This is a genomic window from Nucisporomicrobium flavum (assembly GCF_016464385.1).
GTDB classification, from domain to species: domain Bacteria; phylum Actinomycetota; class Actinomycetes; order Mycobacteriales; family Micromonosporaceae; genus Actinoplanes; species Actinoplanes flavus_A.
Window position 1 is genome coordinate 1 of record NZ_JADMLH010000011.1, and the last position, 14,679, is coordinate 14,679.

At 73.4% G+C, this 14,679-nt stretch carries 8 protein-coding genes; 6 read left to right on the top strand and 2 right to left on the bottom strand.

The window, feature by feature from the left end:
- The first annotated feature begins 258 nt into the window (after positions 1-258).
- The 4 genes from IT780_RS24815 to pdxY all read left to right on the top strand — a co-directional run bounded on the left by IT780_RS24815 (position 259) and on the right by pdxY (position 12,003).
- The gene (locus IT780_RS24815; RefSeq protein ID WP_199514068.1) at positions 259-6,522 is read left to right on the top strand and encodes an RHS repeat domain-containing protein; all 6,264 of its coding nucleotides are present in this window, start codon (positions 259-261) and stop codon (positions 6,520-6,522) included.
- An 81-nt stretch (positions 6,523-6,603) separates the two neighbouring features.
- Positions 6,604-9,633 (top strand): AfsR/SARP family transcriptional regulator, encoded by a 3,030-nt coding sequence (locus IT780_RS24820; RefSeq protein WP_199514069.1) that lies wholly within the window; start codon positions 6,604-6,606, stop codon positions 9,631-9,633.
- Between the two features lie 71 nt (positions 9,634-9,704).
- Complete coding sequence (locus IT780_RS24825; protein WP_199514070.1) at positions 9,705-11,084, top strand: family 43 glycosylhydrolase; 1,380 nt, start codon at positions 9,705-9,707, stop codon at positions 11,082-11,084.
- 67 nt (positions 11,085-11,151) lie between these two features.
- Positions 11,152-12,003 (top strand): pyridoxal kinase PdxY, encoded by an 852-nt coding sequence (gene pdxY / locus IT780_RS24830; RefSeq protein WP_199514071.1) that lies wholly within the window; start codon positions 11,152-11,154, stop codon positions 12,001-12,003.
- A gap of 257 nt (positions 12,004-12,260) precedes the next feature.
- On the opposite strand, the gene IT780_RS24835 is transcribed toward pdxY, so the two are convergent.
- Positions 12,261-12,938: a hypothetical protein gene (locus IT780_RS24835; RefSeq protein WP_199514072.1), complete on the bottom strand. Its 678-nt coding sequence runs from the start codon at positions 12,936-12,938 to the stop codon at positions 12,261-12,263.
- Positions 12,939-12,999: 61 nt separating this feature from the next.
- Here IT780_RS24835 and IT780_RS24840 point away from each other — a divergent pair, with 61 nt between their 5' ends.
- Positions 13,000-13,491, top strand: coding sequence for a hypothetical protein (locus IT780_RS24840; RefSeq protein WP_199514073.1), 492 nt, complete (start codon positions 13,000-13,002; stop codon positions 13,489-13,491).
- Positions 13,491-13,745, top strand: coding sequence for a helix-turn-helix transcriptional regulator (locus IT780_RS24845; RefSeq protein WP_199514074.1), 255 nt, complete (start codon positions 13,491-13,493; stop codon positions 13,743-13,745). Before IT780_RS24840 ends, IT780_RS24845 begins: the two co-directional genes overlap by 1 nt.
- A gap of 23 nt (positions 13,746-13,768) precedes the next feature.
- Here the strand turns inward: IT780_RS24845 and IT780_RS24850 are convergent, their stop codons facing one another.
- On the bottom strand, positions 13,769-14,635 hold the full coding sequence (locus IT780_RS24850; protein ID WP_199514075.1) for a CHAT domain-containing protein: 867 nt from the start codon (positions 14,633-14,635) through the stop codon (positions 13,769-13,771).
- Positions 14,636-14,679 lie beyond the last annotated feature (44 nt).

Sequence of the window (14,679 nt, forward strand, 5' to 3'; positions counted from 1 at the left end):
CCAAGCGGTGATCGCCCTGGCCCGCCGCCTGATCGACGTTATTTGGGCCCTGCTGCGCGACGGCCGTGAGTTCCATCCCTCACCACCGCTCACCGCGAACGCGGCTTGACATGGTCATTGAAACTCCTTGCCGACGGACGGCGGTCATCATCGGCGACGCCGTCTGCCATTGGATTGACACGCGGGCGGCGCGTGTCAGACCGGTGTCATTCGCGCGTGCCTAGGGTCGCCGCAAACGGGGACCGGAAGGGGCGACGAATGATCGGGAGAAGGTCTGTTCTGGCGGCGGTGCTGGTGACTGTCCTCACCGGACCGGTGCCGGCCGCTCGGGCCGCGGCGGCGGAGCCGTCCCGGCCGCGCCCGCCCGCGGCGCTGCAGTCGGTGCCGGGCGGCGACCATCCCGGGCGCAGCCCGGCCAAGGACCCCACGCCGGTCCTGAACGCCGCCCCGGCCACCGCGTGGCCCGCCGCCGGGACCACGGAGCTGACGACCGTGCGCGGGAGCGCCGCCCAGGCCCGGTCCGCGGCGGCCCGTACCGCCGCCGGCGCGGGCGGCACCGCACCGCTGGTGGTGGCCGGCGAGCCGCGCACGGTACGCGTCCAGACACTGGACCGGGCCCGCGCTCGCGGCGCCGGTCAGGAGCTGGTGTTCCGGGTGAGCCGGACCGACGGGGCTGCCGCCGCCGGCCGCGCCGTCGTGGCCCTGCGGTACGGATCGTTCGCCGGGGCGTACGGCGGCGACTGGGCCGGCCGGCTGCGGCTGCTGCGGTTGCCCGAGTGCGCGCTGCGTACCCCCGGAGTGCCGGGCTGCGCGGCGACCCCGCTGCGGACCACCAACGACGTCGCCGCCGGGGTGCTCAGCGCGGAGGTCGGCGTCGCCGCCTCCGGCACGCTGGTGGCCCTGGCCGCCGGCCCCTCCGGCGACGGCGGCGACTATCAGGCCACCGACCTCAAGCCGTCCGGCACCTGGAGCGGCGGCGGCTCGGCCGGCGACTTCGCCTGGTCGTACGCGCTGCGCACGCCGCCCGCGCTCGGCGGTCCCGCACCCACCGTGGCGCTGGGCTACTCGGCGCAGGCCGTGGACGGGTTCACGGCGGCCACCAACGCCCAGCCCAGCTGGGCCGGCGAGGGCTTCGGCTGGCAGCCCGGCTCGATCGACCGCGGCTACCGGGCCTGCGCCGACGACGGCCACGCCGGCGTCGGCGACCTGTGCTGGGCCGGCGAGAGCGTGGTGCTGAGCCTCAACGGACGGTCCAGCCCGCTGGTGTACGACGCCGCGGCGAAGCTCTGGCGCCCGGCGGCCGACGACGGCTCGCGGGTGGAACGGCTCACCGACACCGGCCTGGCCAACGGCGACGACGACGGCGAGCACTGGAAGGTCACCACGACCGACGGCACCCAGTACTTCTTCGGGCTCAACCGCCTGCCGGGCTGGCGGGCGTCGGAGAAGGACCCGCAGACCGATTCCGTCTCGTACGTGCCGGTGTTCGGCAACGACGAAGGCGAACCGTGCCACCGGTCGACGTTCGCCGCATCGAGCTGCCAGCAGGCGTACCGGTGGGGGCTGGACTACGTCGTCGACCCGCGCGGCAACACGATGTCGTACTTCTACAGCCGCGACATCAACCGGTACGCGCGCAACGTGACTGACACCGACACCCCGGAGTACGTCCGGTCCAGCCAGGTGCGGGAGATCGCTTACGGTACGCGTCAGGAGGGCGGCGCGGACACGGTGTTCGCCGGCACCGCCCCGGCGCGGGTCCTGTTCGCCACCGCACCACGCTGCATCACTCCGGGTGCCACCTGCGTACCGTCGAATCCCGCCAACTTCCCGGACGCGCCGCTCGACCAGTCATGCACCACGGCGAACTGTCGTGGCAGGTACTCGCCGACGTTCTGGACGCTGAACCGGCTGGCGGGTGTGCGTACCGAGGTCGCCAGCGGCACCAAGACCTGGCGGGGCGTCGACGAGTGGCGGCTGGAACACGAGTTCAAGAACCCGGGCGACGGCCAGGCGAAGATCCTCTGGCTGCGCCAGATCACGCACTGCGGCCTGGTCGGCGGCGAGCTCTGCCTGCCACCGGTGACGTTCACGGCCGTCCAGGGCTCCAACCGGGTCGACCCGGCCGGCTCCACCAGCTCCATCATCCGCTACCGGATGCGTTCCATCGTCTCGGAGAGCGGCAGCCAGCTCACCGTCACCTACTCCGAGCCGGAGTGCGTCGCGGGCACGAACGTCCCGTCCTCTCCGGACACCAACACGAAGCTGTGCTTCCCGCTCCACTGGCTGCCGCCGGGTGCGAGCAAGCCCAAGCTGGAGTACTTCCACAAGTACGTGGTGAAGGAGGTGACCGAGAGCGACCTCACCGGCGCCTCACCGGACCAGGTCACCACGTACGCCTATCCCGAGGCGCCGGCCTGGCACTCCGACGACAACGCGCTGACCCTGCCGGCCCGCCGCAGCTGGGGCCAGTGGCGCGGGTACGGCAAAGTCGTCGAGACCGTCGGTGCTCCCGGGCAGACCCAGTCGCGCACCACGTTCTCGTACTTCCGCGGCATGAACGGCGACCGGCTCGAGAAGGGCACCCGCTCGGCCGAGCTGACCGACTGGGACGGCAACCGCGTGCCGGACTCCGACTGGCTCACCGGGCAGCTGTTCGAGCAGTTCACCCATCTGGGCACCACGCCGGCCGTGATCGAGCGGACGCGCAAGGACCCGTACCAGTTCGGCCCGACCGCGACCGCGTCGCTGAACGGCGTCACGATCGAGGCCCGGGTGGTGAACACGGCGTCCACCAGGACCGACACCGCCCTCGACGGCGGCCGGGGCTGGCGTACCACCCGGCAGACGAACGTGTTCCTGGCCGACCGCACCGGGCGGCTCGACAGGGTGGACAACGAGGGCGACGTCAGCACCACGGCCGACGACCAGTGCACCCGGTACACGTACGCGTCCGACGCGGCCGGCACCTCGGTGACCAGCCTCGCCCGGGTGCAGACCGTGTCCGTGCGCTGCCAGGCCACCCCGGATCAGGCCACCGACGTCCTGTCCGACGTACGGACCTGGTACGACGGCGCCACCGCGTACGGCACGACGCTCACCGCCGGCCTGGCGACCCGGGTCGAGGAGCGCTCCGGATGGGACGACGGCGCGCCGGTGTACACCACCACGAGTCGCAGGACGCACGACAGGCACGGCCGCGTCGCCGAGGAGTTCGACGCGCTCGACCGCCGCACCGCCACCGCGTACACGCCGGCCACCGGGGGGCCGGTCACCCGTACCGTGGTCACCGATCCGATGGGCTGGACCACGGCGATCGACAGCGACCCGGCGTGGGGCGCCCCGACGGTCGCCGAGGACGTCAACCGGCGCCGCACCGAGACGGCCTACGACCCGCTCGGCCGGCTGACCGGCGTGTGGCTGCCCGGCCGCGGCCGCACCGACCTGCCGGACATCGGCTACACGTACACCCTGCGCAACAGCGGCGGCCCCACGGTCGTCACCACGAAGAAGCTCAACCCGGCGGGCACCGGCCACATCGAGTCGGTCACGCTCTACGACGGCCGGCTGCGTGAGCGGCAGCGGCAGGTACCCGCGGTCGGGGGCGGCCGCATGATCAGCGAGACGATCTACGACTCGCGCGGCCTGGCGGCCAAGACCCGGCCGGCGTACTTCAACGCCGCCGCGCCGTCGCCGACGCTGTTCGCGCCGACCGGGGACACGGCGGTGCCGGCCCAGACCGTCACCACGTACGACGGCGCGGGCCGCCCGTCGGTGGAGGCGTTCCAGGTGGACGCGGCCGAGCGCTGGCGGACCACCACCACGTACGGCGGCGACCACACCCGCGTCGCCGTGCCGGTCGGTGGCACTGCCACGGCGAACTGGCTCGACGCGCGCGGCAACGTCGTCACCACCCGCCAGTACCACGGCAACGAGCCGGCCGGCGCGTACGACGAGACGGTCCGCACGTACACGAAGGCCGGTGACCTCGAGAGCGTCACCGACGCGGCCGGCACCACCTGGCGGTACCGCTACGACCAGCGCCGCCGGAAGATCCGGGACGAGGATCCGGACAAGGGCGTGACGAAGTACGGCCTCGACGACGCCGGCCAGCTCGTCACGATGACCGACGCCCGGGACGTGACGCTGGCGTACGAGCACGACGCGCTGGGCCGCCGTACGGCCGAGCACAAGGACTCCGTCACCGGCCCGCTGCTCGCCGAGTGGACCTACGACACCCTGGCGAAGGGCAAGCCGACCTCGGCGAAGCGCCACCAGGGCACGTCGGTGTACGAGACCGGCGTGACCGGCTACACCGACCGCTACCAGCCGACCGGCACCCGGGTCGTCATTCCCGCCGCCGAGGGCACACTCGCCGGCGAGTACACCTCCTCGTTGACCTACGCGGCCGACGGCTCGGTGGCGACCCGCGGCATGCCGGCCCGCACGGGTGCCGCCGGGTTCGGCGGGCTGGCCGACGAGACCCTCACGTACGGCTACAACGGGCTCGGCATGCCCACCACCGTGTCGGGGCTCAGCTCGTACGTCACCTCGACCGAGTACCGGCAGGACGGCCAGCTCTCCTCGGTCAACGCGACCGACGGGTCGGGGCGCAACATCCTGCAGTACTGGACGTACGAGCACGGCACCGCCCGGCTCGCCGAGCACCAGGTCCTCGGTGACTTCGCGCAGGTGGTCGCGGCGGACACCACGTACCGCTACGACCAGCAGGGCAACGTCCTGTCGGTGTCGGACGACCTGGCCCAGTACGCCGCCGGGCAGGACGACACCCAGTGCTTCCGCTACGACCACCTGCGCCGGCTCACGAACGCCTGGACGCCCCGCTCGGGCGACTGCGGCGGGGACCCGGCCCAGGCGGACCTCGGCGGTCCCGCACCGTACCGGCAGGCCTTCGGCTACACCGCCAGCGGCAACCGGACGTCGGTCACCGAGCAGACCGCGGGCGGGACGGTCACCCGTACGCTGGCCTACCCGGGGCCGGACGACGGTCAGCCGCACGCCGTCACCTCGGTCACCAGCAAGGTCGGCACGGCGGAGCAGACCGACGGGTACGACTACGACGACGCCGGCAACACCACCCGCCGGCCCGGCCCGACCGGCCCGCAGAAGCTGGACTGGGACGCCGAGGGGCGGCTCGCCGCTCTCACGGAGAACGGTGCCACCGCCAGCATCGTGTACGACGCCGACGGCAACCGGCTCGTGCAGCGCGAGGCGAAGGGCAGCGTGCTGTACCTGGGCGGTGCGGAATTCCGCTCGGACGGCTCGGGCAAGGTGACCGGGACCCGGCTCTACGACCACGCCTCCGCCGGTCTGGTGGCGTCGCGGACCGCGGGCGCCGGGCTGTTCTGGCAGGCCGGGGATCACCAGGGCACCAGCCAGCACGCGTTCCGGGCGTCCGACCTCCAGCCGTCCCGGCGCCGGGCCACCCCGTTCGGCGGCGGCCGGGGTACCGCCGCACCTTGGCCCACGCTCTACGGGTTCGTGGGTGGCGCGCAGGACGGCGGCGGGACCGTCCACCTCGGAGCCCGCGAGTACGACCCGGCGCTGGGCCGGTTCATCTCGGTGGACCCGATCCTGGACGTGGCCGACCCGCAGAGCATGCAGGGCTACGCGTACGCCAACAACACGCCGGTGACCGGTACGGACGCCGACGGGCTGCGCGTCTGCCTGGACGAGTGCGGCCGCGCCGACGACCTCATCAGCCAGCAGCACGAGAAAGCCGTCGAGCGCGAGCGCAAGGAGAACCTGCGGCTGTGCCCGCGCAACGTTCCGAGGGAGGACTGCACCGGCTCGTACAAGCCCGACCCGCGGTCGATCAAGGATCAGCGGACCTACCGCAACGGCACCAAGCTGACCGTCTACCACGGCGGCGCCGTCGAGATCAACGGCTACATCCTGCCCACCGGCCATCCCGACCCGTACCTGCTGGCCGAGGCCACCGACGGGCGGGCGCCGGAGGTCGAGCGCACCCGCAACGGGCGCAGCGACTTCGAGCAGTCGATCCGGGGCGTGGCCGTGGGCTGCGAGTCGTTGGGCAAGGAGTGCTCGCCGACCTTCGCGCGGGCGGTCGTCAACGACGCGCGGGCCGCGCACGACCACAGCCTGCTGCCGTCGTACATCGGGGGCAGCGAGGTGTACGGCGGCGAGCCCGACGCGCCGGAGGTCGGTGACGTGGCCGGGCACCAGATGGCCAACGACGCCGAGAACCTGACCGGGTTCGCCAAGATGGACGCCCAGCGCAAGTATCACGAGGCCGGCTACAACACGACCGCCGGGTACAAGAAGCATCCGAAGGACCGGGTGGCGGGGGCGGTGGTCGCCTGCGTCGTGGGTGCGTTGGGCGTCGGCACCTTCATCGGGGTCGGCACGGACATCTTCTACGACAAGGCCAACAAAACCGCTTCGGGCTTCCTGACCAAGGGCGCCCGGGTCGCCGCGTTCACCAAGGCGGGGGTGGTGGGCTGCGCCACCAACGCTGCCACGGCGGTAATCCTCGGCTGAACGAACGGCCGGGCCGGCGGCGGGTCACCCGGGCAATGCATTTCTCATCGCCCGGGTGGCCCGGCTACCGTACGGTCCATCATGGAGTTCCGCCTGCTGGGTCCGTTCGAGGTGGCCGACGGGGGACGTCCGGTCGAGGTGAGCCGTCGCCGCCGCGAGCGGTGCCTGCTCGGTCTGCTCCTGCTGGAACCCGGCCGCGTCGTCGGCATCGACCGCCTCGTCGAGCTGCTCTGGGACGGGCCGCCCCCGGCCAACGCGCGATCCACGCTGAGCAGCCACGTGTCACGGTTGCGCGGACAGCTCGACCCGGACCGGACCGGGCGGCACGGCGTGCGGATCGTCAACCGCGGCGACGCGTACCTGGTCGACGTCGTGCCGGAGTGCGTCGACGCCCACCTGTTCCGCACGCGGGTCGAGCGGGCGCGCACGATCGACGATCCGGCGGCCCGGGCGCGGATGCTGCGGGAGGCGCTCGCGTTGTGGCGCGGGCCGCTGCTGGCCGACGTCGCCACCGACCGGCTGCGCGACCGGGTCGGCGCCGGGCTGACCGAGCTGCGGCTCACCACCGTCGAATCCTGCGTGGAGGCCGATCTGGCCGCCGGTCGCCACGCCGTCGCGGTGACCGAGTTCGCCGACATCGTCGCCGCGAACCCGGGCCGGCAGCGGTTGCTGTCGCACTACATGCTCGCGCTGTACCGCGCCGGTCGGCAGCTGGACGCGCTCGCCGCCTACCAGGAGGCGCGTACCCAGCTCGTCGAGCAGTACGGCCTCGACCCGGAGCCGGAGCTGCAACGGCTGCACGCGGCGATCCTGCGCCGCGACCCCGGCCTGGGCCCCGCCCCGGAGCGCGTGGTCGCCGGCACGGCGGCCACCGTCGCGCCGGCGCCCGCCCAGCTGCCGCTGCCGCCCCGGGGCTTCACCGGCCGGAACGCCGAGCTGGCCGCGCTCAGTGACCTGCTCGACGAGCGGGCCGCCACCCCCGCGGTGATCATCTCCGCCATCGCCGGTGCGGGCGGGGTGGGCAAGACCGCGCTGGCACTGCACTGGAGCGCCGGCGTGCGCGACCGCTTTCCCGACGGTCAGCTCTACCTGAACCTGCGCGGCTACTCGGCCGTGCCGCCGCTGACCGTGGAGGAGGCGCTCGGCCAGCTCCTGCGCGGCCTCGGCGTGCCGGTGGAACGCGTGCCGGCGAATCCGGAGGAGGCGGCCGCCACCTACCGGACGCTGCTGGCCGGCCGGCGGACGCTCATCCTCCTCGACAACGCCGCCGACGTGGCCCAGGTCCGCCCGCTGCTGCCCGGCGGACCACCCAGCCTCGCGCTCGTGACCAGCCGCAACAGGATGGCCGGGCTGACCGCCATCGAGGGCGTCCACCGGGTGGCGCTCGGCCCGTTCAGCCCGGAGGAGGCGACCGGGTTCGTCCGCCGTACCCTCGGCGCCCGCCGGGCCGAGGGCGAGGCGGAGGCGGTCGCGGCGCTCGTCCGGGTCTGCGACCGGCTGCCGCTCGCGTTGCGCATCGCCGTCGCGAACATCAACGACAACCCGCACCAGACGATCGAGCGGTACCTCCGCGACGTCGACCGCGACCGGCTCGCCGCGCTCACAGTCGACGGCGACCCGCACACGGCGGTGCTCGCCGTGCTCGCAGTCTCGTACGCCCGGCTGACGGCCCCGGCGCAGCGGCTGTTCCGGCTGCTGAGCCTGCTCCCCGGCACCGACTTCGGCGTCGCCGCCGCGGCGGCCGTCGCGGAGCTGACCCCCGGCGCCGCGGCCCGCCTGATGGCCATGCTGGTCGAGGACCACCTGGTGGAGGAGCACGCGCCCGGCCGCTACACGATGCACGACCTCATCCGGCTGTACGCTCGGGACCAGGCCACCGCCGACGAAACCCCGGAGGATCGCGACCTGGCGGCCCGGCGCATCCTGCGCTGGTATCTCGCGGCCGCAACGGCGATGTGCCGCGTGGTCGCCCCGCACCGCCACCGCCCCGAGCCGCCGAGTCCCGCTCCTCCGCCACCGTTCCCCGAAGGCTCGGCCGCCGAAGCGCTCGCCTTCTTCGACGGCGAGCGCCACAACCTCGTCGCGGTCACCGATCTCGCCGGCCGGCTCGGCGACCACGAGACCACGGCCGCCCTCGCCGCCATGCTGGGCGCGTACTACCAGCGTTGCGGTGACGCCCCGGACAGCCTCGCCGTCTACGACGCCGGGCTGGCGGCCGCCCGGCACCTGGGGGACCGGTCCGCCCTGGCCACGTTCCACAACAGCCTCGGCATCGGCAACGCCGTGCTGCTCCGGTACGCCGACGCGACCGAGCACCTGCGGCGGGCGTACGAGCTGAGCCAGGAGACCGGCGACCGCAACGCCCAGAGCCGCGCCCTGCTCAACCTGGGCCGGCTCCACCTCGAACAGGCCCGGTACGACGAGGCCCTGGACGCCTTCGAACGCTCCCTCGCCGCCCGCGAGGCCGCCGGAGCCCGCGGCCGCGGCTACCAGCTGAACAACATCGGCTACACCCACTACCGGCGTGGCGATCCCGACCGCGCGCTGGAGGTGCTGGACCGGGCGCTGCAGGCCCACCGTTCCGACGACGACCGGGGCGGTGAGGGCACGGCCCTCGACAGCATCGGCGTGGTCCACCTGGAACGCGGCGACACGGTGGCGGCGCTACGCCACTTCGAGGCCGCCCGCACCGCGCTGCGCGAGGCCGCCGACCCCGAGGCGGAGGCCGACACCCTGGTCAACCTCGGCGAGGTGAGGCTCCGGCGCGGCGAACACGACGAGGCGGTCTCCTGCCTGCGGCTGGCGGTGGACCGATTCGCGGTGAACCCGGACCGGCGCGAGGCGTCCACCAGGGCCCGGCTCGCGGGCGCCCACCTGACCGCCGGGGACGCCGCCGAGGCCCGGGCCGAACTGCGGGCCGCGCTGGCGGCGCTGGTCCGGCTGCCCGACCCCGCCACCGAGGCGACCGTGCACCGGATGCTGAGCGACCTCGACCACCGGGAAGGCCACCCGGACTCCGCCCGCGACCACCTCCGCCGCGCGATCGACGGATACGTCCGAGCCGGAATGCCCGCCGAGGCGGACCGCCTCCGTCACCCGGGAAGCCGGTAGAGCGCCGGAGCGGCGCTGAAGAACTCGGTGAGCCATGATGGAGCACCTTTACCGACCTCGATGGAGAACACATGAGACCGATCCGTGGCCGGCGCAGCTTCCTGCGTCCGGCGGCCGCCGCCACCGCCGTCCTGGCCCTGGTCGCCGGCCTGCTCACCGCCACGGCCGCGCCGTCGGCCGCCGTCGCCTCCGGGCCGGTCATCGATCAGAACTTCGCCGACCCGGACGTCATGAAGGTCGGCCGCACCTACTACGCGTACGCCACCAACAGCGACGGCCGGAACATCAAGTGGGCCACCTCCACCGACCTCGTCAGCTGGACCGTGCAGGCGAGCGACGCGCTGCCGGCCCTGGGAGCCTGGGCGGACCCGGCCTGGTCGTTCCCGCCCGGCGGGTCCGGTGACCACGGTGTCTGGGCGCCCGAGGTGTTCTCCACCGGGCCCAGGAGCTTCGTCATGTGGTACACCGCGCACGACCGCGCCTCCGGCAAGCAGTGCATCGGCGCCGCCACCGCCACCGCGCCCGGCGGGCCGTTCGTGCCGCGGGACACCTCGCTGGTCTGCACCCCGGAGACCGGTGGCGTGATCGACGCGTCCTCGTTCACCGAGAACGGGCGCCGCTACATCCTATGGAAGAACGACGGCAACTGCTGCGCCCAGGACACCTGGCTGCACCTGCAACAGGTCACCGCCGACGGGCTGCGCCGCACCGGCGCCGAGACCGAGCTGATCAAGCAGAACAAGCCGTTCGAGGGCACGCTCGTCGAGGCGCCGACGTTGTGGAAGCACGACGGCACGTACGTGCTGTTCTACTCCGCCAACTTCTTCGGCAACGGCAGCTACGTGAGCAGCTATGCCACGTCGACGCGGCTGCGCGGGCCGTACACCAAGGCGGAGGCGCCGCTGATGACCACCGACGCCTTCGCCGGCACCGTACGCGGCCCCGGCGGCCAGGACATCGTGGCCGGCCCGGACGGCGACCGGATCGTCTTCCACGGCTGGGACCCGACGTTCACGTACCGGGCGATGTACACGCAGCGGCTCGACTGGCAGGGCGGCCGCCCCATCGTGGAAGGCGCCAAGATCCGGTACGAGGCCGAGGACGCCGCCTTCACCCGCGCCAACGCCCGGTACGCGGCCGGCGGCGCCAGCAACGGCGTCGTGGTCGGCGGCATCGACTTCGACGACAGCCGGGTGACGTTCACCGTCTACGTGCCCCGGGCCGGCGCCTACCAGCTCTCCACCCGCTACGCCAACGGGTCCGACGCGGGCGCCGCCAGCCACACGCTGACCGTCAACGGCGCAGCCGCCGGCACCGTGGACTACCCGGTCACCGGCTGGGACAACTGGCAGGTCAGCGAGCGTACGGTCACCCTCGTGGCGGGGACCAACACCATCGCGTACGGCAAGGGAGCGAACTTCGCGGAGCTCGACGCGATCGACGTCGCCTGAGCCGTGGCGTGACGGCCCGGCGGGGAATCCCGCCGGGCCGTGCGGGCCCGCCCTCTACGCTGGCGTGATGAAGGTTCTGTCCATCCAGTCGGCGGTCGCCCACGGCCACGTCGGCAACTCCGCGGCCGTGTTCCCGCTGCAGCGCATCGGCGTCGAGGTCATCCCGGTCTACACGGTCAACTTCTCCAACCACACCGGGTACGGCGCCTGGCGCGGGCCGCTGATCCCGCCGCCGGACGTGGCCGAGGTGCTGCTCGGCGTGGAGGAGCGGGGAGTGTTCCCGCAGATCGACGCGGTGCTCTCCGGCTACCAGGGCGGGGTGGGCATCGGTGACGTCATCGTCGACGCCGTACGCCGGGTCAAGGCCGCGAACCCCTCGGCGCTGTACGCCTGCGACCCGGTCATGGGCAACGCCAAGTCCGGATGCTTCGTCGCCCCGGAGATCCCCGACCTGCTCCGGGACCGCGTGGTGCCGGTGGCCGACATCATCACCCCCAACCAGTTCGAGCTCGGATATCTGACCGGCACCGAGCCGGCGAGCCTCGAGTCGACCCTGGCTTCTGCCGACCTCGCCCGTGCCGCGGGCCCGTCGACCGTGCTCGTCACGAGCGTGGAGCGTCCCGACCGGGACGAGGGCACGATCGAGATGCTGGTCGTGGACCCCGCCGGCGCCTGGCTGGTGAGCACCCCGCACCTGCCGTTCAAGGCGAACGGCTCGGGCGACGTCACGGCAGCCCTGTTCACCGCCCACTACGTCGCGACCCGGGACGCGGCAGTGTCGCTGGAGCGTACGGCTTCGAGCGTCTTCGACCTGATCGAGACGACGTACCGCTCCGGTGAGCGGGAGCTGCGGCTCGTGCAGGCGCAGGAGTTCTACGCCTCGCCGCGAATGCAGTTCAAGGCCGAACGGGTGCGCTGAGCTTCGGTCGCGCCCCGCCGCGCTGAGCCCTGCCGCGGTCCGCCGCGCTGAGCCTCGGTCGCGCCCCGCCGCGCTGAGCCGTGCCGCGCTGAGCCGTGCCGCGCTGAGCCGTGCCGCGCTGAGCCGTGCCGCGCTGAGCCGTGCCGCGCTGAGCACGCTGAGCCGTGCCGCGCCGTGCCGCGCTGAGCCGTGTCGCGGCCCGCCGCGGCCCGCCGCGCTGAGTCGTGCCGCGCTGAGCGCCGTCGCGCCCCGGCCCGTCAGCGGACCCAGACCCGCAGCTCACCGACCGGCTCGAAGCCGCCGTCGAGCGCGGCCGCGAGCGCGTCTCCGCGTTCGTAGCCGACGAGCGGGCGGCCGGGGAAACACGCGTCGGCGACTTCGGCGAGCTCCGCCCAGTCGACCCGGTGGCCGGGTACGGCGTACACGTTCGAGACGTCGACGGCCCCGCTGCCGAGCCGGGCGACCGCGCCGGCGACGATGCGGTCGCCGGAGCGCCGGGCAAGGATGCGGAAGTGCGCCCGCTGCAGCAACGGCGGCAGAAGGACGTCGCTCGTGTCGTGCTGCCCGGTCCAGGCGGCGAGTTCGTCGGCGCCGGTCACCGCGGCCCACCCGGCGGGCAGGTCCCTTCGGCCCGCCGGCCGGGCGGCGCGATGGATCCAGGTGGCCGCGAACAGCAGCCGCATGCCGTCGCCCGTCAGGTCCATGGTGGCGAAGCTGTCCTTGACCCCGCAGTGCTCCCGGCCCTGGAGCCGGGCGCGCACCAGGCCGGCGTCCACCGCGGGCTCGACGACCACGGCGTCCGAGTGCAGCGGGGGCGGCGGGCTGAGCGCGCTCCAAAGGCCGTCCACCAGGGTCGACCCGACGCCGTGGAGCGTGCAGAGGTCCTCGTACCACCCGACGCTCGCGTCGACGGCGGCGCGAAGCCGTGGATCCATGTCTGACCTCCCGGAGTCAAGTCCTCTTGACGTCAAGACGACTTTACACGATGCTGGACGCATGACGACGACAATCCTTGACCGGGTCGTCCGGTGGAACCTTGATTTCGGCGGCGACATCTACGGTGACGAGCGCGAGCGCCTCCGGTGGTACGAGGGCATGACAACGGCGGCCTCGTTGCACCACCTTCTGCTGCCGTGGGCCGCCGCCGTCATGGTCTGGGTGCTGGGCAAGCCGTCCGTGCTGCCGCTCGCGGTGATGCTGGCGGCGCTGTGGGTCCCCATGATGGTCGCGACGCTGTACGTGCGACACCGGCAGGTCGACACCACCCCGCGCAGCTGGAGTGCCAAGCGCATCGTCCTGCTCGTGGCCGGCGTCACTCCGTACGCGGTGTTCGTGGTCGGCGCGCAGTACGTCACCGATCCCGACGACTCCTCGTGGCTCGGCTCGGCCGTCGGCAGCGTCTTCGGCGCGCTCCTGGGCGTCGCGGCCGCGATCGTGAAGGGTCGCCGCCGCGCCCGGCAGGAGGCCCTGGCGGGGGACGAGGACTGATGACACCCGTCCCCGGCCCGGTCCGCTCCCCGGAAGCGGACGGTGCCGCCGGCATCCGCATCCGCGCCGCCCGCAAGGACGCCGGCCTGACCCAGCAGGGCCTGGCCGCCACCGTCCAGGTGAGCCGCCAGACCATCATCGCCATGGAGACCGGCGACTATGCCCCATCGGTCTACCTGGCCATCAAGGTCGCGAAGGCGCTGCGGTCCTCCGTGGAGGCGCTCTGGGACCCCGAGTGCCAAGGCCCGCCGTAGCCCGGCCTCCGGGTGCGAAACAGCTAGGGGGTGTCCGCGGGAGACGCCGGGTGATCGAGGGAGGGGTGGTTGACGACGTTGCCGAAGATCGCGCCCTGGGCGATCGCGCCCGGCGCGGAGCTGGTGATGTTCTGCACCCAGCCCGGCGAGGTGGCCGCCGGCCGATCGTCGCGCTGACCTGCGGCGTCGGACCCCGCGGCGTGGGGCTCGGCATCGGGCGCGGCGTCGGCCCCGGCGGCGTCGGACCCGGCGGCGTCGGACCCGGAAGCCTCGGGCGCGGCGGCGTCGGACCCAGAAGCGTCGGTGCGGAGCAGATGCAGGGACGCCGCCGCGCCGTCCCGGGTGACCAGCTGCGGGATGTTCTCGCCAGGTATGCCCTCCAGCAGCAGCGTGGCCACCCCGAGCTCGAAAGCCTCCTGAACGCTCAGGCCGAATCCGAGCGCCCGGTAGAAGGCGCCGGCGAAGGCGATGGCCGCGCGGTCGCCGATGGCGCGGCTCATGCCGATCGTCACGTCGACGTGCTCCTTGATCGCCGCGGCCTGCGCGGCGCTGTGGCACGCGTTGAGGAGCACCACGCGGACGTCGCGCAGCACGCCGAGGATCCGGCGCAGCGCCTCCGGGCTGACCGGCCGGGTGCGCCCGTCGTCGCCGACGAAGCTGATCTCGCCCGTACGGTCGCCGTGACCGCTGACGTGGAGCACCTGCGGCCGATGTTCCAGCAGGCCCTGCACGAGATCGTCGGGGCGGGCGGCGAACCACGGCACGAGCCGGATGTCGTCGCGGAACCCGGCGGCGCGGATGCTGCGCGTGACGTGCCGGACCTCCTCGTCCAGCCGCAGGGGAGCGGTGTCGCGGGGGTTCGCCGCGAGGAACAGGACGGTGATGGACACAACCGGAGCCTACGGCGGAATCCGGCCCGGTCGATACCGGCCGG

Bases quoted from the DNA above. Each gene is read 5' to 3' on its own strand.
- IT780_RS24835 (WP_199514072.1), bottom strand. From the start codon at position 12,938: ATGGATCCACGGCTTCGCGCCGCCGTCGACGCGAGCGTCGGGTGGTAC.
- IT780_RS24820 (WP_199514069.1), top strand. From the start codon at position 6,604: ATGGAGTTCCGCCTGCTGGGTCCGTTCGAGGTGGCCGACGGGGGACGT.
- IT780_RS24815 (WP_199514068.1), top strand. From the start codon at position 259: ATGATCGGGAGAAGGTCTGTTCTGGCGGCGGTGCTGGTGACTGTCCTC.
- IT780_RS24840 (WP_199514073.1), top strand. From the start codon at position 13,000: ATGACGACGACAATCCTTGACCGGGTCGTCCGGTGGAACCTTGATTTC.
- IT780_RS24825 (WP_199514070.1), top strand. From the start codon at position 9,705: ATGAGACCGATCCGTGGCCGGCGCAGCTTCCTGCGTCCGGCGGCCGCC.
- IT780_RS24845 (WP_199514074.1), top strand. From the start codon at position 13,491: ATGACACCCGTCCCCGGCCCGGTCCGCTCCCCGGAAGCGGACGGTGCC.
- pdxY (WP_199514071.1), top strand. From the start codon at position 11,152: ATGAAGGTTCTGTCCATCCAGTCGGCGGTCGCCCACGGCCACGTCGGC.